Here is a 20,862-nt window from a genome sequence, read left to right on the forward strand (position 1 = left end):
ATGTTGTATAAGTTTCTAAAAAGATTTTTAGATATTGTTTTGTCTTTTGTTGGTCTGGTTCTTTTAAGTCCGGTGTTTTTGATTGTCATATTTATGATAAAAAAAGATTCAAAAGGTCCAATACTCTTTAAACAAAAGCGCTATGGTAAGGGTAAGAAATTCTTTTATATATATAAGTTTAGAACGATGTATGTTGATACTCCTAAGGATATGCCGACACATATGTTACAAGATCCGTCTAAGTGCATTACAAAAGTTGGTGCTTTTTTGAGAAAGACCTCTCTAGATGAGTTACCTCAGATTATAAATATCCTAAAAGGTGAAATGAGTATTGTTGGGCCAAGACCTGCATTATGGAATCAAGACGATTTGATCGCTGAGCGAGATAAGTATGGAGCTAATGATGTGCCTGTTGGATTGACTGGATGGGCGCAAATTAATGGTCGTGATGAGTTGCCGATTGCTCAAAAAGCTAAGCTTGATGGTGATTATGTTAAATACAAAAGTACTTGGTTTGATATTAAATGCATATTTTTGACAGTCCTTTCAGTATTTGCTAGTAGTGGTGTAGTAGAGGGTGGTACTGGTTCACTAGATAACAAAAAAGATAATAACTAATAATGAAAAAAGTTCTAATTACTGGTTTAAATAGTTATCTTGGTAATTCTTTTGAGAAGAATTGCGGAGATGATTTTATAGTGGAAAAAATATCACTAAAAGATGAGTCATGGCAAACATTAGACTTTAGTAAATATGATGCTATATTGCATGTTGCTGGTATTGCACATACTTCAAAAGATCCTTCTTTAAAAGATAAATACTATGCTGTAAATACTGAATTAACTTATGAGTTAGCCAAGATAGCTAAAAGCTCAGGTGTCAAACAGTTTGTATTTATGAGTAGTATAATTGTATATGGAGATAGTGCGCCAATTGGGCAGCAAAAAATCATCTCAAAAGATACTCAGCCGCGACCGGATGATTTTTATGGAGATAGTAAGCTTCAAGCAGAGCTTAAGCTAAAAACTTTAGTATCAGAGGATTTTGGTGTTGCAATAGTTAGACCTCCAATGGTATATGGAGACGGCTCGAAAGGTAACTATCCTAAGCTTGTTAAGCTTGCTAAGTATGCTTTTATTTTCCCTAAGATAGCAAATCAGAGAAGTATGATACATGTTGATAACCTTACTAGTCAATTGAAAGATATTATAAGTAATAATTATGTGGGAATATTTTTACCCCAAGATGATAAGTATTTTTGTACATCTGAATTTATCAAAGAGTATCGACAGAAATTAGGTAAAAAAACATATTTAACAGTCATTTTTAATCCATTAATCAAGTTAATGGCGACTAAAATAGGGTTTTTGAATAAAGTTTTTGGTAGTATGGTATACAAGAAATAGCATATTTAGACTGTTTGGGTTTGTAGAAAAATGCTTTTAAAAGTAATATAATTTCAGGATGTATGGTTTCGTTGTCTAAAGCGATGTTAGAGGAGTGGTAGTGATAAACCTAATACTTTGTGGTGGTAGTGGTACTAGGCTTTGGCCTATTAGTAGGAAATTACTACCAAAACAGTTTGTGAAGATGTTTAGTGATAAATCACTGTTTCAGTTAACTGTTGAGAGAAATTCTAGTTTGTGTGATTCAACAATGGTTGTCTCAAATGAGGGGCAATTATTTTTAGCAAAAGATCAGTTGGATGAGTTAGGTATTCTAGATAAAAGTATCTTTCTAGAAGAGCCTGTTGGTAGAGATACTGCTCCTGCAATTGCTCTGGCATGTATGAAATTAGATCCGCAAGAAATAGTATTTGTAACTCCATCGGATCATGTTATTAATGTTGATGATGAGTATAGAAGTATATTAATTCAAGCTAAGAAATTAGCTAAAGAAGGTTCTCTAGTGACATTTGGCATTACACCAACTTTTGCTAATACTGGATTTGGATATATCAAGTCAGCTGGTAATTTTGATGTAGAGAGTTTCCATGAAAAGCCAAATGCTGCTACAGCAGAGAAGTTTTTGGTAGATGGCTCATATTACTGGAACTCGGGGATGTTTATGTTTCAGGCAGGAGTTTTCTTAGAAGAGCTAAAGAAATATTCTCCAGAAATATATGATGCGTGTGTTGAAGCATATAATAATAGCGACCTAGATAATTCTGATGCTATTAAGCATGATGATATGATGAGTATTCCAGCTAAATCTATAGATTATGCTGTGATGGAGAAATCCAACAAAATAAAGATGGTTGTTGCTGATATTGTGTGGAATGACGTGGGTAGCTTTGACTCGCTATTTGATCAATTACCTAAAGATGACAACAATAATACGATAAATAGTAATCATATTAGTATTGATAGTAAAAATAACCTGATCCATAGTGAAAAAGGTCCTAAAAAGGTTGCTACTATTGGTGTTGAGGATCTGATAGTTGTCGACAGTGGTGATGCTCTTTTGATTGCTAAAAAAGGTAGTTCTCAACGAGTTAAAGAGGTTGTTGAGCTTCTAAGTGACGATCTTAAAAACATCCACTTAACAGCACATAGGCCTTGGGGCACGTATACTGTGCTAGAGGATACTCCTGGCTATAAAATCAAGAAGATAGAAGTTAAGCCTGGCAAAAGATTATCTCTACAGAAGCATTATCACCGTAGCGAACATTGGATAGTGGTTTCAGGTACTGCTACAGTGACTAAGGGAGATCAGGAGTTTATTGTTAGACCTAATGAATCTGTGTATATTCGTATGGGTGAAGTGCATAGGTTAGCAAATAATGGTAAGATTCCAGTGGTACTGATAGAGGCACAAGTCGGTGAGTACACTGGTGAAGATGATATCGTTAGATTAGAAGATGATTTTAATAGAATTTAATTTGATAAAGTAAATATAAGGATTGCAGATGAAAAAAGTAGCATTAATTACAGGTATTACTGGTCAGGATGGTTCATATTTGGCTGAGTTTTTATTAAAAAAAGGCTATATTGTTCATGGTATCAAAAGAAGAAGTTCGCTTTTTAATACAGATAGAATTGATCACTTATACCAAGATCCTCATGTTGAAAATAGAAATTTGATTCTACACTATGGTGATATGACTGATTCTATGAATCTAACGAGAGTTATTGCTGATACTCAACCAGATGAAATCTATAACCTAGCTGCGATGAGTCATGTGCATGTATCTTTTGAAACTCCAGAATATGTTGCTAATGCTGATGGTACTGGTACTTTGAGAATTCTTGAGGCTGTTAGACTTCTTGGATTAGAGAAAAAGACTAAAATCTACCAAGCAAGTACTTCTGAGCTTTATGGTAAGGTTCAAGCAATTCCACAAAGTGAGACTACGCCATTCTATCCAAGATCTCCTTATGCAGTAGCTAAGATGTATGCATTTTGGATTACAGTTAACTATAGAGAAGCTTATGATATGTTTGCTTGTAATGGTATTTTATTTAACCATGAGTCTCCAGTGCGTGGTGAGACTTTCGTAACTAGGAAGATTACAAGAGCAGCATCTAAGATAGCCCTTAACCTTCAGGATAAACTGTATTTAGGTAATCTAGATGCCAAAAGAGACTGGGGTCATGCAAAAGATTATGTAAGAATGATGTGGATGATTCTGCAAGCAGATCAACCAGAAGATTGGGTAATTGCTACTGGCCAGACTACTACCGTTAGAGATTTTGTCAAATTATCATTTGCTTATGCAGGTATTAACCTTAGATTTGAAGGTGAGGGTGTTGATGAGATCGGTGTAGTTGATTCTGTAGATTCAGCTAGAGCTGAAAGAGCGGGTGTTGATTTATCCCATATATCAGAGGGTCAAGTAGTAGTTTGTGTAGATCCTAGATATTTTAGACCTACAGAAGTAGATCTATTATTAGGTGATCCTACAAAAGCTGAACAAAAATTAGGTTGGAGTAGAGAATATGATCTTGAGCATCTTGTAAATGATATGATGGAGAGTGATTTAAAGCTGATGACGAAAGATGTTTACCTAAAAGATGGTGGCTATAAAATTATGAGTTATTTTGAGTAAGGAATTATTTAAAATGCATAAAGATAGCAAGATATATGTAGCTGGTCATAGAGGTTTAGTTGGCTCAGCTATTGTTAAAAACCTTCAATCTAAAGGCTATACTAATCTAGTATTGAGAACTCATGCTGAGCTTGATTTAACTAATCAAAAAGCTGTTGAGGATTTTTTTAAAGTTGAAAGGCCTGAGTATGTGATTTTAGCGGCAGCTAAAGTTGGTGGAATTGTTGCGAACAATACTTATCGAGCAGAATTTATCTACGATAATATTCAGATTCAAAATAATGTTATCCATCAAAGTTATGTAAATGGCGTGAAGAAGCTTCTATTTTTGGGTAGTACATGTATATATCCTAAACAGGCTTCACAGCCTATGCCAGAAGATTGCTTATTAACTAGTCCATTAGAGTATACTAATGAGCCGTATGCTATCGCTAAGATAGCTGGTATCAAGATGTGTGAGAGCTATAATCTGCAGTATGGCACAAATTTTATATCTGTGATGCCAACAAATCTATATGGGCCTAATGATAATTTCGATCTTGAGAAATCTCATGTGTTACCAGCATTGATAAGAAAGATACATCTTGCGAAACTTCTAAATGAAGGGAAGATAGAACAAGTATTGTCAGATTTGAAAGTAAATTCTGTTGAAGAAGCTAGACAGTATTTATCTAAATTTGGTGTGGATGAAAGTTCTGTAGAAATATGGGGAACAGGTAAACCAAGAAGAGAATTCTTATACTCTGAAGATATGGCAGATGCATGCGTGTTTTTATTAGAAAATAGAGACTTTAAAGATACCTATTCTAAGGATGCTAAAGAGATAAGAGATACTCATATCAATATCGGTACTGGAGTTGATATCTCTATCAGAGAGTTAGCTGAGCTTATTAAAGATATTGTTGGCTTCAAAGGTGAACTTAAATTTAATGTAGATAAACCAGATGGTACTATGGTCAAGCTTACTGATCCATCTAAACTACATTCTCTTGGTTGGAAACACAAAGTAGAGCTTGAAGATGGTATTAGAAAAATTTACGGCTGGTATCTTTCAAAGTCTTAAATTCTAATTTAATATTAAAAGTCTTTTATTTCTCAGAATATTTTCAACATACTTAGTTCTTCGATTGAAATTATGGCTGGCTATTCGTATACTATCATATAAGTATAAAGATTGTTTTATTAGGTGTTTTTATGAAAGGTATAATTCTAGCTGGCGGAAGTGGTACAAGATTGTACCCGATTACAAAGGGCGTGAGTAAGCAACTTACGCCGATATATGACAAGCCGCTTATATATTATCCACTTTCTGTGCTTATGTTGGCTGGTCTGAAAGATATACTTATAATTACAACAGAACAAGATCAGCCTAGTTTTAAGAATCTTTTAGGAGATGGGTCTGATCTTGGTATCAATCTTGAGTATATCACACAGCCTAGTCCAGATGGGCTTGCTCAAGCTTTTATATTAGCTGAGGAATTTTTGGCAGGTGATTCAGCTTGTCTTGTGCTTGGGGATAATATTTTTTATGGTCATGGTCTACCAGAAATGTTTGCTGAAAGTATCCAAAATGTAGAAAAAGAAAATTGTGCTAGTATTTTTGGCTACTATGTTGATGATCCAGAGAGATACGGTGTTGCAGACTTTGATGTAGATGGAAATGTAGTTAGTATCGAAGAGAAACCAAAGAAGCCAAAATCAAATTATGCCGTTGTGGGGCTGTATTTTTATCCTAGTGATGTCGTAGCTAAGGCTAAGCAAGTGCAACCATCAGAGAGGGGAGAGTTGGAGATCTCTACTCTTAATCAAATATATCTTGATGAAGCGCGTCTTAAAGTTAAGACTATGGGTAGGGGATATGCATGGCTTGATACTGGTACACATGAGAGTATGTTGGCTGCGAGTAACTTTATCCAAACTATAGAAGATAGACAAGGGCTAAAGGTCGCATGTCTTGAAGAGATCGCTTATGAGATGAGGTATATCTCGAAAGAGCAACTTCTTAAATTAGCACAACCACTCAAGAAAAATCAATATGGTCAGTATTTGATAAAAAGAGCAAAAGAACGAGCAGTACCACGATGAGATTTACACGTACGCATATTGAAGATATAATTATATGTGAGCCAGCGGTTTATGGTGATGATAGAGGTTATTTTGTAGAGACTTTTCGTCAAGATAAGCTCTTTGATTTCTTGGGTTATCAGATTGATTTCTGTCAAGATAATGAGTCTAAGAGCTCCTATGGTGTACTTAGAGGCTTACATTATCAGCTAGCTCCACATGCGCAGACCAAGCTTGTTAGAGTGATCCAAGGTAGAGTGCTTGATGTGGCTGTGGATATCCGTAAGGGTAGTCCTACTTTTGGTCAATATGTCGCGGTTGAATTAAGTGATGAGAATAAAAAACAAATACTTATACCAAGAGGTTTTGCTCATGGTTTTATCGTTTTAGAGGATGATACTGTATTTGCATATAAAGTTGACAATTATTATGCTCCCGAGTGTGATAGAGGTATTGCTTTTGATGATGAGAGTATTGCTATAGACTGGCAAGTACCTACAGATAAGCTCAAGCTTTCAGCAAAAGATATAGCTCAGCCTAAGTTGAATAACACAGTTGATTTATTTGAGTATGGTAAAAATTATTATTAATGCTAAATTTTGAGCTTTAGATTAGTAATTACGGAATATCAAATTTAACCTAAAATACCTATTAAGAATTAAGTAATTATGAATGTATTAATAACAGGTGGTAATGGCCAGTTAGGTTCTGAATTAAAAGAATTGGTATCTAATTCAGAATTAGAAACTCAAAATTACACATTTATATTTGCAGATAGTAAGTCGTTAGATATCACAGATCATAAAGCTGTTAAGCAATTTACTATTGATAATGACGTACGTTTTATAATTAATTGTGCTGCATATACTGCTGTGGATAAAGCTGAAACTGATATTGAAATGGCAGATAAAATAAATCATCTTGCTGTTGCAAATATTGCTAAAATTGCAAAAGAGTATGCTATTAAACTAGTCCATGTATCTACAGATTATGTTTTTGATGGTCATAACTATAGGCCGTATATTGAATTGGATGTTACAAACCCACAAGGTGTTTATGGTGTTACCAAGCTTGCTGGTGAACAAGCAGTTTTGGATATAAATCCTAAAGATTCAATAATTATTAGAACATCGTGGGTTTATTCGTACTATGGTAATAATTTTGTCAAAACAATGCTTCGTTTGGGTAGGGAGCGAGACTCTTTAGGTGTGATATATGATCAGGTTGGTACTCCTACCTATGCTAGAGACTTGGCTCATGCTATTTTAGATATAATTCCAATAATTCAAAATTCAAAAGTAGAAATTTATAATTATAGTAACGAGGGTGTGACTAGCTGGTATGATTTTGCTAAAGAAATCATGAGCATTGCAAAACTAGACTGTCAGATCAATCCCATAGAAACAGTCGACTATCCAACACCTGCGAAGCGTCCACATTATAGTGTACTCAATAAGAGTAGAATAAAGTCTAATTTCAACATAGAAATACCGTATTGGAAAGATTCATTAAAAGATTGTATAAATAGATTACAGAAGGAATTATAAAATGTATAAAGCAAAAAACATATTGGTTACAGGAGCGGCTGGCTTCATAGGTAGCAACTATGTACGTATGATGTTATCAAGACATAATGATGTGAAAATAGTATCTTATGACAAACTTACTTATGCAGGTAGTTTAGATAATCTAAAAAATCTAGAAAATGAACATAATCATACTTTTATCAAAGGTGATATATGTGATGAGACTTTAGTATATGAAACTCTTAAGAATCATAATATTGAAACTATAGTGCATTTTGCAGCAGAATCCCATGTAGATAACTCAATTGCTAATCCTAAGGTATTTTTGGAGACTAATGTAATAGGTACATTTACACTTTTAAATTGTGCTAAAAGATACTGGTTGGATGAGTTAGGATTAGATGAAACTAATTGTAAGTTCCATCATGTATCTACAGATGAAGTGTATGGTACATTATCAAAAGATGATCCGGCATTCACAGAGACAAAGGCATATGAGCCTAACTCACCATATTCGGCATCTAAAGCAGGATCTGATCATATTGCTAGGGCATATCATCATACTTATAAATTACCAGTTACGATTTCAAACTGCTCAAATAACTATGGACCATATCAACATCCTGAGAAGCTAATACCAGTTGTAATTAATAGCTGTATTAACCAAAAGCCTATTCCGGTATATGGAGATGGTTCAAATATCCGTGACTGGCTGTATGTGGTAGATCATTGTGATGCTATACAAACGGTAGTTGAAAAGGGTGTGATAGGAGAAGTTTATAATATAGGTGGTATTAATGAGGTTGATAATCTGACACTTATAAATACTATATGTAAGCTGATGGATGAGTATAAGCCTGAGCATGCTCCACATAATAGGTTAATATCATTTGTAGAAGATAGAAAAGGACATGACTGGAGATATGCTATAGACAATAGCAAGATCCAAAGTGAGTTAGGTTGGAAACCATCTCAAGATTTTGAGAAAATGTTTAGAGAGACTATAGAGTTCTACTTATGATAAATGTAACCAAAACATATTTACCTAATATTGATAAATATAAGCAATATGTAGATCAGATATATGCTAGTGGACAGATTACGAATAATGGTCCTTTAGTGAGAGAACTTGAACATAGACTTGCTAACTATTTAGGAGTTAAAAATATAGTTTTGGTCTCTAATGGTACGGTAGCCTTAGAAATAGCATATAGAGCTTTAGGTATTAGGGATTTTGCTATAACTACACCATTTTCATTTGTGGCAACGACAAGTTCGTTAGTTGCTAATGGTATTAAGCCAATATTTGTTGATATTAATGAGAAAACATTTAATATTGATTCAAATAAAATAGTTGATCAAATAACCCCAAATACTACGGCTATTGTTGCTACGCAAGTATTTGGCAATCCTTGTGATGTTGAGATGATTGGTAAAATTGCTGAAGAGTATAATCTAAAAATAGTGTATGATGCTGCACATGCTTTTGATGTAAAGTTTAACGGTCAAAGTGTTCTAAACTATGGCGATATATCTACATTGAGTTTCCACGCCACTAAGCTTTTCCATACTATTGAAGGAGGAGCACTTATTACAAATGATGATGAGTTCGCTGAGAAAGCAAGATTTTTAATAAACTTTGGTATCAAAAATGCTGAAGAGATACCGCATCTTGGTACTAATGCAAAGATGAATGAGTTTGAGGCTGCAATGGGTCTGTGTGTGTTAGATGATATAGAGATTATTCATAATGCTAGGAAAGCTATTGCAGAAAAATACAAGTCAGATTTGCAGGGATTAGTTGAGTTTCAAGAGTTCAATTCTAGTGCTACGGAAAATTATAGTTACTTTCCAGTGTTATTTAAGTCAGAAGAAGAGCTTAAAAGAGTACAGCAGGCATTGAATAATCAGGATATTTTTCCTAGAAGATATTTTTATCCATCGTTAGATACTCTTAGCTATATAGAGCCAAAACAGTATATGCCAGTATCTAGAGATATATCAAAAAGAATTATGTGTTTGCCTATATTTGCTGGATTATCTGATAAGGTTCAAAAAAAGATAATCTACATAGTTAAGAGGGCAATAAGGTGAAAAATGGTTTTTATAATCAAGAAGAACTTGAACTCTTAGGGTTGGGCTCGTATGGAACCAATGTTTTAATTAGTCGTAAATCTTCTATATATGGAGCTTCGAGGATACATATTGGGGATAATGTGAGAGTGGATGATTTTTGTGTATTGTCTGCAGGTAAAGGAGGGATATATATCCATAGCTTTATTCACATAGGAGTATATAGTTCTCTGATAGGTGAAGGTAAGATAACTCTTAAAGATTACTGTAATATATCATCTAAAGTCTCGGTATATTCGAGTAATGACGACTATTCTGGTAGATATATGACTAATCCTTTGATACCTTCTCAATATACTAATGTTATGGTTGGAGATGTTATAATAGGCAAGCATGTTATAATAGGAACAAACGCTACTATTTTGCCAGCAGTTGTTTTGAATGATGGAGCATGCGTAGGTGCTTATAGTCTTATTAAAGATAGTTGTGAAGAGTTTGCTGTCTACTGTGGTGTTCCAGCCAAAAAAATTAAGTCCAGAAGTAAAGATCTTCTTGATAAGGAAAAACAGTTTTTAGTAAAGGTTGAGGCTATTTAAAAGGGTTTATCAGTATTATGTCTATAAAAAAATTATCTAGGCAGAGTGAGATTGTCAGTAAGTGGAAGTCAAATAATGTTTTGCTAAGTATATGTTGTATAACTTATAATCATGAAAAGTTTATTGCGGAAGCTCTCGATAGTTTTCTAATTCAAGAAACTAATTTTGCATATGAGATAGTTATCGGTGAGGATTGTAGTAGTGATAATACTTTGAAAATAATTAATTCCTATAGACAAAAATATCCTGATATTATTAAGCTTGTTACTGGTGAGTATAACGTTGGAGTAAGTGAGAATTTAAAAAGAACGCTTGCTAAGTGTGGAGGTGATTATATTGCATATTGTGAGGGAGATGACTACTGGACGGATCCTCATAAACTACAAAAGCAAGTTGATTTTTTAGAAAATAATTTCGAATATGTCATTTGTTATACGGATGTTAAAGCTATCGATGAAAATGGCGGCTCTATAGATGATTATGTTGGTGGTGCGGAATGTGACTTAGCTAGTATAGAGATGCTAAGAGGTGCTCCAATCAATACGCTTACTACGGTGTTTCGTAATGTTATTAAAGGATTTCCTCCGGAATTCAACTTTACGATGATCGCTGATATGTTTATTTGGTCATTACTTTCTGAATATGGTCAGGGTAAGTATTTAGAGGGAGTGAGTCCTTCTATTCATAGAAGGCATGGGGGCGGAGTACATTCGCTAGTGGGAGAAAAGCATAGGTCTTTAATGAATTTAACTCTTTTTAGCTCTCTATTAAAGTATCATTATCGTAAGGGATGCTCAGATGATCTAAAAAATTATTTTTTGGGTAAAATAGATACTTGCTTAAATGGAGTTACACTAGAAAAAATTTCGTCATCAAATAAAAAGGATGAGATTATCAAGAATAATGAAATCTTAATTAGAGAGAAGAGTAATGCTATTAAATATCTTGAAAAAGATTTATGTGACTATAAAGAGCAAGTAAATCGTATATATGATTCTTTAGGCTGGAAAATTACGAAGCCACTAAGAGTGGGAATTAGATTAATTCGAAGAATATTTTTTAAATAATATATCGATTTTTCTATGTTTAATTATCATACTTGAAAGCGTTTTTGACTTATATCCCTAATGGTTTTAATAAATATCTCTGTGATATAATTTTGGGGATTTATATTATTTATTTTTAGGAAGGAATTTGATACGTGTATCACATACGGAGTAATAGATATGGGTAGTAGTGGTAAAAGCTCGGTAGTTTTTAGTGTTTTGATAACTTTTTTTATATTTGCAATAACATTATCTATATATACTCCAATTTTTGAGACAAATGATGATGTTGGTTTATCGATGATTTCAGCTGGCTATGGAATAGCGGCAAACGCAACTCCAAATCTAACATTTTCTAATGCACTATATGGAGAAATACTGAATCATTTGCCAGTCATTGCGGGAATACTTCCATATTCATATATGACTTTTTTTGCTTTGTTTGTCGCTTCATATACACTGTTGGACTGTTTGAGTAAATTTAATGTTAGTCGCTCGATATCGTGTATTATAGTTTTAGTTATATTCGTTAGAGCAATATCAATGCCTCAGTTCACTGTTAATAGTGGATTGCTGGCTCTTGCTTCAGCACTATCCTTGTTATCATACAATAAGGAGCCAAAACTCAAATATGCATTCTTATTTATAATATTGGCTTTTTATTCTTATCTTATTCGATATGAGGAGTTGTATTTTGTCTATTTGGTTGCTATTCCTTTTATTTTATCTAAAGAGCTTCTTAGTAAAAGCTATTTAAAGCTATTTATGGTTTTATTAATTCTTTGCCTGTTTGCTAAGTATTTTGATAGTTTGCATTATTCAATGGTTTCGTTTGATAAGTTTAATGGGTTAAAGAAGTATCTATCTATTTTAATTGATTATGGTGGGGCATCATATTTAATTCAACATCCAGAATTATTAAAGAGCCATGGATATTCTGTAAATGATATGAGTTTAATAAGAGCTTTTGTTTTTATAGATCCTTATGTGGTTAATCAAAGTCGACTACATGATTTACTAGTCTATTATACTCCAACTGCAAGAGTTCATGCTAATATCTGGTTGGGAGTAGAGGCAATTAGATCAATTTTCTCTGATAGTATGAGTTATTTGGTGATTTTTGGATTAAGTATAGTACCGTTCAGTAAGCATAAGTATAAATTGATTTTTTCATGGGTGATTTTTTCATGTTTAATTGCATTTTTGGGTATAGAGGGTAGACCATCTATTCTTCGGGTCTATTATGCTGTAATCTGCCTTTTAGCATTATTGCCACTAATTTCCTTGGATAATAAGAATATAAGAAATATATATTGCTGGATTATTTTGGTAATATCTTCAATTTTTATATATGGTATAAACTCCTATCTAGCATATTCAGCTATAGTTTTAGCTATAGTTTTTATGGTGGTTGATATATTTAGAGGGACTAAAGTAGTCATAAATATAATTATAGTAGCCTTATTTTCATTAGTTATAGCAGTGTCTTATAATTATGAATTAAATCGTAGCTTAGTGGTCCAAGCCAACAATGCTCAAAACGATTATAAGCAACTGCCTAAAGGAATATATTATATATTTGGTGACTCATATCCATTTCAGTATATATATACTCCTCTTGATAATGATTTAGATATAACTCATATAAAACTAAACTCTTTTGGTGGTCTATATTATATGCCTGGAACAAATAGTTATAGCTACTCTAAGTCAGGAGAGAGTTTACATGATATGTTTAAAAGTTCTATTCCTGTGAAAATAATTGCAAATCAGATGTATGTTGATTTGTTAAGTAAATATTGTAGTGAACATTATAGCAAAAGTCTAGATGTACTAAAAACTAAGACATATAGCACTTTTACTACATATGTTTTAGTATGTAAATAAAATGTATAATTTTACCTTTGGGAAGAAAAAATGATTTCATTTAATAAACCACCTTATACAGGAGTAGAAGATAAATTTGTAATTCAGTCAATGAATACTGATAAGATTTCAGGCGATGGCCCATTTACTAAAAAATGTTCCACTTGGTTCGAAAAAAAACTCAACGTACCAAGAGCGTTATTAACTACATCATGTACGCATGCTTTGGAAATGGCTGCTATATTATTAGATATACAATTAGGGGATGAGGTTATAGTTCCTAGTTACACATTTGTATCAACTGCTAACGCTTTTGCGCTAAGAGGGGCGAAAATAATTTTTGTAGATATTCGACCAGACACTATGAATATTGATGAAACAAAAATTGAAAAAGCAATTACTTCTAAAACAAAAGCTATAGTTCCTGTTCATTATGCTGGAGTAGCATGTGAGATGGACATAATTATGGGTATTGCTAATAAGTATGGCCTATATGTTGTAGAAGATGCTGCTCAAGGGATGATGAGTACTTATAAAGGTAGGCCACTAGGAACTATTGGTCATATTGGTGCATACAGTTTTCATGAAACTAAAAATTATACAAGTGCTGGCGAGGGCGGTCTTTTAATAATTAATAATAAAAATTTTTCTGAAAGAGCGGAAATAATTAGAGAAAAAGGAACAAATAGAAATCAATTTTTTCGAGGGATGGTTGATAAGTATTCTTGGGTTGATATTGGTAGTAGCTATCTTATGAATGATGTTAGTGCAGCATATCTCTGGGGTAATATTCAAAATGTAGACCATATTAATAGCAATAGGCTATTGGCATGGAAAACATATTATGATAGTTTACGACCTCTAGCTAATAAAGACTCCTTTGACTTACCTTCTGTTCCTGATGAATGCGTACATAATGGACATATGTTTTACATAAAAGTTAAAAATTTAAAGCAAAGGACTGAATTAATTAATTACTTGAAAGAAAATGGTGTTAGTGCAGTCTTCCATTATGTACCTTTACATTCATCGGAATTTGGGAGAAAAAATACAGTATTTTATGGAGAAGATATCTTTACTACTAAAGAAAGTGAAAGGTTGATTAGGTTGCCAATGTATTTTGGATTAACTATAAAAGATGTTAATCAGGTTTGTAATACTATCAAGGAGTATTTTAGTGCTATATAAATTATCTAGATATTCTATATCTATAATTTTGTCAGTATTGATTTTCACAGTGTTAATCAAGCTAAATTATAGCTATGAAACTACATCTTTCGGTTCTATTTTTGTTGGATTGGCTATAGGATTTCTCACACTCAAAAAAAGTTTTTTTTTAGATAAAAAGTTATTAGTAATTCTGATTGTATCTACTTTATCTATACCAATTCAAAAAATATTTTTGCATATATTCGGTTTTCAACTTAGATATGCTCAAATCACTACAGTATTATTTTGTTATGTTGTTTGCTTTTTTTTAAATAAGAATATAGTATTTTTACATTTTTTAATTGCAAAGATATTTAGATTAGGTGTGAAGTGCAACAAAATTATTATATCTAATAGCTCAAATATTAATAGTTGTTTGATGAAATCTATATGGATGATATCTGTTGCGATGGTATTGTTTATTGTTTTTTATATGATACCGCATAGAGGATTTGATTATACTGATACGGGATATGTTCTATATGATAATATTAATTTGATAAATGGTGTCATTCCAGGGCCTGGGTATGCTGGTATCTTGAATATTCCTTTATATTTGATTGGGTTAAATTATTATCTTGCGTATGAGATCTATTATTGTATAATTGCCATTATATCTATACTCTTGATTTTTTATGCTTTTGATAAGCATAAAAGTGTTATGTTACCAGTAACTATAGTCTTAGTTATAACTTGTATCCCTATATACATATTAAGTTATCAGCAAGCTCCTCAGTTTTTATTAATAATAGCGATAGCTTTATTATTAGTAGGTAATGAAAAGGGTGGTTACATTGTTACGTTTATAGCTGTTGTAACATTGAGCTTATCAAGCTTTTCAAACATAGCACTATTACCCGCATTAGCTTCAAATTTTTTTGCTTTATTTTTTATAAAAAAACACAAGAATATATTTATTGCTTCGTATATTCTTTTTTCTATAATGCTGGCATATTTATATTTTAATTCAAGCCTCAATATATTTTTCCATGGAGGACATACTGTTGAAGATAAAAGCTTTATATTATCGCAATGCTACTCATTATTTAATTTGATAGTAAGTGAAAATGGCTTTATATATCTTTTGTTAGTTTCAGTTGTTTATAGAGTATTTGCTCATAAACGTAAAATAAAGTCTTATATTTCTCTATATATATTCATTTTATTAAGTTCAGTGGTAGTATATTTGCAGTGGAGTAATACAACTCAGATGAAATGGTCATATGATAATTATATACCTGTGTCATATTTCAGGCTTATTGAATACCAGATCTTTATTTTGTCTTTAATTTTATTATTTAAGAATAATTTTGAATCATACTTAAAGGTATTTATAGGCTTTTTAGTTACGGTGTTTATAGTTGGACTATGCGTGACATCTACAACTGAACCAGTTTTTCATCTTAGCTTTGTAGCAGCGGGATACATTTCCATTGCTGTTCTTATATCGTTATCATATGTGGATACTCTAGAAGATAAGTATAGAAGTATTGCTAAAACATTTGTTTGTTTATTATTCTTTTCTTTGGCATGTTTATCTTTTGTGATACAAATCAATTCTAACTATAATTCAAATCAAATGAGTGAAAATAGTTACTATATCGATAAAGGGTACCTTACTGGAGTATTTTCATCTGTAAATAAAGCTAACAGTTATAATGATATTTTAGAATTTTATGGTCAAGCAGCATGTAAAGGTAAAACTTTTGTCGCTATACCTGCTTTGCCTCTAGTCTATGATATCTTTGATAGGAGGGCATTTGGCGACCAAGCTTGGGTATCTCCAATTGTTGGTAATGAAGTTACTATAGAAAAAGTAACAGAATATATTAAAAAACAAAAACATTGGTGTGTGATTGTCGCTCCTGAGTATTGGGATTCGATATTTAGTCAGAATTATACCCAAGAACTTACAGCTTTTTTATCTAAAGAGTCTATTTGTAAAGAAAAGTTTTATGATGAAGATGGTGTTGGTAATACACCAAAGAGACTAGTATTTTGTAGTAAATGATGCTTGTTTGTATAAAATCGTTTTAGAGCTGTTATAGTTGCTTAATATTTACTACAGCATACGATTTATTACTATTAACAAGAATAAGACTGATCTTATAGCTTTTTTCGATTATAGCTTTTAGATTAGCCTCGAATCCTGAGTATTCGATGTTATTTAAATTTTTAAATGCTTCTGCAACATCTGGTCTTTTTGAGGTTCGAGTTGAGTAAAAACTTGTCAGTTTGGTGTGTGGATTATATATCCTTATATAGTATTTAGTCTTTTTAGGATTTTCTGATTTGATAAAGGCCCAACCAGCAATAAAAGTTTCTTTTTCATACTTTTTATAAATATCTATGTTAGATAGGATATCATTTTTTGGAAGTTTCTCGTAATCATTTAAATTAAGCTGAACAGGGTGTGATATTTGATTATTAGAAAGTTTTATAATTATTAAGTTTTTAGTTTCTTTGATATATCCTTTGCTTGGATAGCTAGGCATCTTGATTGATATTTCTCTTGCTGCTGAAATCTGTTCTTTTGTTGGGTGTACAAACTCTTTACCTAGCCAAGTCATAAAATCAGTTGCTCTATTCTCGTCACCATAAGTAAAGATTGATCTGCTAAGAGTTTCTTCTTCGAAACTAAAAGGTTGTTTAATATTGTCATGGGGACCGATAATAATTAATGGTTTTGTTTCTATATTGCTTCCTACTTTATCGACAGTATGGTTATAGATGTGGTTAGCTAAGTTAATATCGTATTCTTGACGCATTACATCACTATAAAATATTCTATTTATAAATTGGGCATTAAAGAAACTAGAAATTATAACTACTGAAAGAATGATTAATTTAATTTGAGCTTGCTTAAGTATATATGTTAGAAGCGTCCATAATCCTGCTAGCATTAAAGGGACTGCTATTAAAGAACGTAATGGTACAGGTGTTCCTAGAATGAATATTAATGTAAAAGGTAGAAAAGGAGTTAATATTATAAGAGTAAATAAGTGAAACCTTTTTTTGTATATAAAAAATACAATAAGCAGTAATAAAGGAATAATGCTTAATGTGAACATAAAATTGAAGCTAATATTTATATATGTATGGAAAAAATACATGATGGTTTTAAATATTGACATATAGTCATCTTTATTCCATGCATAGAAGCTTTCAAGATAATTAGATTTAGGTATATATAAATAGATAATTTTCATCAAAATTTCATATAACGTTAAAGCTAAGATTAAGATTGTAGCACTAGCAATAGCTTCTTTCACACAGCAGGAAATATTTCTGCATTTATGATTATCTACTTCACGAGTTAGTATAATGAATACAATAGCGGTTATATAGTATGCTACTAAAGCTTGATATATAGATATTGCTAAAAAAGTATAGATAAAGCAAAAGGCTAAATTTCTCTTTGCTTTAAGATTGAAGAAGTTAGATAAGTAGTATGCTGATAATGCAATAAATAAAATAGACAAAGAAATTGAAATATTAAATGTTGTAAATCTTAAGTAAAGGCAATACAAGGGGGATATAGAAAAAGTAAGCGAGAAAACAAATGACGATGTATCAGAATGCTTTTGGTTTTTACTTAAGATAGTAAGCCATGTTAGGTTTGATAAAAAAATTAGGATTATAGATATTAAATCATTCCAGAACGGTAATATTTCTTGGTTATCTAATAGATTTATAAAAGGGATTAATAGACGTCCTTCTTTAAACCAACTCTTAGCTAAAAATGTTGAAGATGCAAATGTTTGCGTCTCACTATCTATTGATAATGTCCAATGAGTTATAAAATAACCATAAGCCAATATATTAAAAAAGATTAGCCATAAAACAATAACCTTATTCTCTTCACAGAATTTTTTTAATTCAAAAAACAATGTTGATTTCTCCTATTAAAAGACCAACCATTTAACTAACTTAAAGTTTAACAATGTTACAAATATTATTACGAAAATTTGAGATAGTATAATATCAAAACCAAAGTAGTTTACAAAGCAGTAAAGCATAAAAATGTTTATTATGTATGATACAACATATACAATAGAGTATTTAGATAATCCGGATAACTTAAGTTTTGTATTAAATACAAAAAGACCATTAAATATAAATCCTTCTACTATCCCTAGAGCATAACAAATAGAAGATGCAATAAGATAGTTAACACTAAGTTTTATAAGCACAACATATATCAAAAAAGTTATCAGTGTGTTTAATGCACCAAAAAATAAATACTTCAAAAACTGAGGTGATATTTTTTTAGTTGTCATTATTAAAGACTTTCTTCTCTATACATATCGCTAAAGGCCTTTGCTTTGTGTTTTCGTATATTCTCCAAGTATATGAGCCAATTATACCTAAGCCAAATAGATTCATAGCACCAAAAAATCCTACGGTCAAAAACGTTGTAGTATACCCTTCTACATTAATCACACCAAATAACTTCGATAAAAAAGTAAATGCTCCACATGTAGCAAAAATAAACATACCTAAGAAACCAACTCTGGTTAATAACTTCAAAGGCAAATCAGTAAAACTAAATACGCTATCCATCATATAGTTAACTTTTTTCTTAAAACTCCAAGCAGAAACCCCACTTTCACGTTCTAGCCTATTGTATTTAATAACCTTTCTTCGACAACCAAGCCAAAATATTTGTGCGATCAAAGATGAGTGTGACTCTTTTAGATTTAATAGCTGCTGTCTAAAAATATCATTACAGCTAAACATATCTACCCCACCTTCTGGCATATCTTTAACAACCATTTTACGGTACAGATACCAAAACATTACGGATGGTAGTCTACTAAAAATAGGGTCTTCTCTAGAATTTCTAGCAGCAACAACCACATCTACATTATCTTTTTCTAAGGATTCAAAAGAGTTTATAACTAATTCAGGGGGCTCTTGTAAGTCTGCAGCCATAACACTAAATAAAACACCTGTTGCATTTTCTAAGCCTGCTCTAATCGCTGCAAAAGAACCAAAGTTACGAGATAATAGAATTAGCCTAGCAAATAAAGATGTTTGAGGAAGCATTTTAGTTAAAAGAGAATATGAGTTATCTGGACTACCATCAACTACAAACACAATTTCTACTCGCCCACTTATTTTATTAACCATAGTTTCTAAGGCTTTTAGTAATGCAGGTATATTACTTTCATTTTTATAAACAGGAATAATAATTGATTTAGTTATATTTTTTTCTAAGCTAGTCTCACTATTATGCATATTACTATACCCAATTATTCAGTACACTGACAATATGTTTTAATTGTTCTAACGACAAGTGTTGCCCTATAGGCAAACTAAGCACTTGATTATGAACTTGCTCACTAATAGGGTAACTATTATTTGCTAACTCGCTATAAGCATCTTGATGATGAGGTGCAATAGGGTAGTGAATAACTGTTTGAATACCATTATCTAATAGATATTTCTGTAACTCATCCCTATTTTCAGTTCTAATAACAAACACATGCCATACATGGTTTTGGTAACTTTGAATGTTTAATTGTGAGTTTTGAATTGGAAGAGTAATACAGGGACTGGAAATATTTTTAATATAAAAATCTGCAATCTGTCTTCGGAAGTCTGCATCTTTGTCGAGATGTCTTAGCTTAACTCTTAGCATAGCTGCTTGGATTTCATCTAATCTACTATTTGTACCTTTATATAGGTTTTTATATTTCTCATGGCTACCATAGTTTGCTAATGCTCTGATAGTGTCTGCCAAATCTTTGTCATTTGTTGTGACAGCTCCACCATCGCCTAGTGCACCTAAGTTTTTACCAGGATAAAAACTAAAACCACTAGCATTGCCTAGATTACCAGATCTTTTTTCGCCAAAATAAGCACCATGTGACTGAGCAGAATCTTCGATAACTTTTAAATTATGCTTTTTAGCTATAGAATTTATCCTATCCATCTGACAAGTTTGACCATATAGATGCACAGGCATGATTGCTACTGTTTTATCTGTAATAGCAGATTCTACCTTGTCGGCATCTAATAGATAATCACCTAAGTTTGGTTCTACTAGTACTGGTACTAAATCATTAGCCGATACAGCTAAGATACTTGCGATATAAGTATTTGCAGGTACTATAATCTCATCACCAGACTTAAAAATACCTAGCTCCTTATACGCTCTGATAATAAGTATTAAGGCATCTAAGCCATTAGCAACCCCTACACAGTATTCTGTACCACAGTACTCTGCAAATTCTTTTTCAAAGTTTTCACATTCTGTACCACGAATATACCAGCCACTATCTATAACCCTGTTACAAGCATCTTTGAGTTCTTCTTGATACAAATTATTTATCTTTTTTAAATCTAAAAAATTAATCACTAACTAAACCACCTTAAAAACATCATATCTAAGCTTTAAAAAAACCACCTAATAGATAACTTCAAAACCA

Annotated in this window: 19 protein-coding genes; 15 read left to right on the forward strand and 4 right to left on the reverse strand. The window is 32.0% G+C overall.

The annotated features are described in order from the left end of the window. The 15 genes from F7308_RS04195 (at window position 1) to F7308_RS04265 (ending at window position 16,439) form a co-directional block, all read left to right on the forward strand. Window positions 1-618 (forward strand): sugar transferase, encoded by a 618-nt coding sequence (locus tag F7308_RS04195; protein WP_013922607.1) that lies wholly within the window; start codon window positions 1-3, stop codon window positions 616-618. 2 nt (window positions 619-620) lie between these two features. After that, window positions 621-1,406, forward strand: coding sequence for an NAD-dependent epimerase/dehydratase family protein (locus F7308_RS04200; protein WP_013922608.1), 786 nt, complete (start codon window positions 621-623; stop codon window positions 1,404-1,406). A 100-nt stretch (window positions 1,407-1,506) separates the two neighbouring features. Then, entirely contained in the window at window positions 1,507-2,880 is a 1,374-nt protein-coding gene (locus F7308_RS04205; RefSeq protein WP_013922609.1) for a mannose-1-phosphate guanylyltransferase/mannose-6-phosphate isomerase, read from the forward strand. A 28-nt stretch (window positions 2,881-2,908) separates the two neighbouring features. Next, window positions 2,909-4,048: a GDP-mannose 4,6-dehydratase gene (gene gmd / locus F7308_RS04210; protein WP_013922610.1), complete on the forward strand. Its 1,140-nt coding sequence runs from the start codon at window positions 2,909-2,911 to the stop codon at window positions 4,046-4,048. Between the two features lie 13 nt (window positions 4,049-4,061). After that, window positions 4,062-5,111, forward strand: coding sequence for a GDP-L-fucose synthase family protein (locus F7308_RS04215; RefSeq protein ID WP_013922611.1), 1,050 nt, complete (start codon window positions 4,062-4,064; stop codon window positions 5,109-5,111). A gap of 131 nt (window positions 5,112-5,242) precedes the next feature. Next, window positions 5,243-6,133 carry a glucose-1-phosphate thymidylyltransferase RfbA gene (gene rfbA, locus F7308_RS04220; RefSeq protein ID WP_013922612.1) on the forward strand — a complete coding sequence of 297 codons (891 nt, stop codon included), beginning with the start codon at window positions 5,243-5,245 and terminating at the stop codon, window positions 6,131-6,133. Further along, entirely contained in the window at window positions 6,130-6,702 is a 573-nt protein-coding gene (gene rfbC / locus F7308_RS04225) for a dTDP-4-dehydrorhamnose 3,5-epimerase (protein ID WP_013922613.1), read from the forward strand. The genes rfbA and rfbC overlap by 4 nt, the downstream gene beginning before the upstream one ends. A 78-nt stretch (window positions 6,703-6,780) precedes the next feature. Then, on the forward strand, window positions 6,781-7,659 hold the full coding sequence (gene rfbD / locus F7308_RS04230) for a dTDP-4-dehydrorhamnose reductase (protein WP_013922614.1): 879 nt from the start codon (window positions 6,781-6,783) through the stop codon (window positions 7,657-7,659). A gap of 1 nt (window position 7,660) precedes the next feature. Beyond that, window positions 7,661-8,659 carry a dTDP-glucose 4,6-dehydratase gene (rfbB, locus tag F7308_RS04235; protein WP_013922615.1) on the forward strand — a complete coding sequence of 333 codons (999 nt, stop codon included), beginning with the start codon at window positions 7,661-7,663 and terminating at the stop codon, window positions 8,657-8,659. Continuing rightward, entirely contained in the window at window positions 8,656-9,732 is a 1,077-nt protein-coding gene (locus F7308_RS04240; RefSeq protein WP_013922616.1) for a DegT/DnrJ/EryC1/StrS family aminotransferase, read from the forward strand. Before rfbB ends, F7308_RS04240 begins: the two co-directional genes overlap by 4 nt. Next, window positions 9,729-10,307 (forward strand): acyltransferase, encoded by a 579-nt coding sequence (locus F7308_RS04245; protein ID WP_013922617.1) that lies wholly within the window; start codon window positions 9,729-9,731, stop codon window positions 10,305-10,307. The genes F7308_RS04240 and F7308_RS04245 overlap by 4 nt, the downstream gene beginning before the upstream one ends. A gap of 17 nt (window positions 10,308-10,324) precedes the next feature. Continuing rightward, window positions 10,325-11,374 (forward strand): glycosyltransferase, encoded by a 1,050-nt coding sequence (locus F7308_RS04250; protein ID WP_013922618.1) that lies wholly within the window; start codon window positions 10,325-10,327, stop codon window positions 11,372-11,374. 159 nt (window positions 11,375-11,533) lie between these two features. Then, the gene (locus F7308_RS04255) at window positions 11,534-13,240 is read left to right on the forward strand and encodes a hypothetical protein (protein WP_013922619.1); all 1,707 of its coding nucleotides are present in this window, start codon (window positions 11,534-11,536) and stop codon (window positions 13,238-13,240) included. Between the two features lie 30 nt (window positions 13,241-13,270). Then, window positions 13,271-14,407, forward strand: a complete 1,137-nt coding sequence (gene rffA / locus F7308_RS04260) for a dTDP-4-amino-4,6-dideoxygalactose transaminase (protein ID WP_013922620.1) — start codon at window positions 13,271-13,273, stop codon at window positions 14,405-14,407. A gap of 400 nt (window positions 14,408-14,807) precedes the next feature. Continuing rightward, a complete protein-coding gene (locus F7308_RS04265) occupies window positions 14,808-16,439 on the forward strand; it encodes a hypothetical protein (protein ID WP_156796586.1) in 1,632 nt (543 codons plus the stop codon). 31 nt (window positions 16,440-16,470) lie between these two features. Here the strand turns inward: F7308_RS04265 and F7308_RS04270 are convergent, their stop codons facing one another. Genes F7308_RS04270 through F7308_RS04285 form a run of 4 tightly spaced genes read right to left on the reverse strand, consistent with a single transcriptional unit; the run spans window position 16,471 to window position 20,792 of the window. Next, window positions 16,471-18,318 (reverse strand): glucosyltransferase domain-containing protein, encoded by a 1,848-nt coding sequence (locus tag F7308_RS04270; protein WP_013922622.1) that lies wholly within the window; start codon window positions 18,316-18,318, stop codon window positions 16,471-16,473. 15 nt (window positions 18,319-18,333) lie between these two features. After that, window positions 18,334-18,708 carry a GtrA family protein gene (locus F7308_RS04275; RefSeq protein WP_041263673.1) on the reverse strand — a complete coding sequence of 125 codons (375 nt, stop codon included), beginning with the start codon at window positions 18,706-18,708 and terminating at the stop codon, window positions 18,334-18,336. After that, window positions 18,698-19,669 carry a glycosyltransferase family 2 protein gene (locus F7308_RS04280; RefSeq protein WP_013922624.1) on the reverse strand — a complete coding sequence of 324 codons (972 nt, stop codon included), beginning with the start codon at window positions 19,667-19,669 and terminating at the stop codon, window positions 18,698-18,700. The genes F7308_RS04275 and F7308_RS04280 overlap by 11 nt, the downstream gene beginning before the upstream one ends. Before the next feature lie 4 nt (window positions 19,670-19,673). Continuing rightward, window positions 19,674-20,792 (reverse strand): DegT/DnrJ/EryC1/StrS family aminotransferase, encoded by a 1,119-nt coding sequence (locus F7308_RS04285; RefSeq protein ID WP_013922625.1) that lies wholly within the window; start codon window positions 20,790-20,792, stop codon window positions 19,674-19,676. Window positions 20,793-20,862: the final 70 nt, after the last annotated feature.

The sequence above is a fragment of the Francisella salina genome (genome assembly GCF_000219045.1).
In the GTDB taxonomy this organism is placed as follows: Bacteria; Pseudomonadota; Gammaproteobacteria; order Francisellales; family Francisellaceae; genus Francisella; species Francisella salimarina.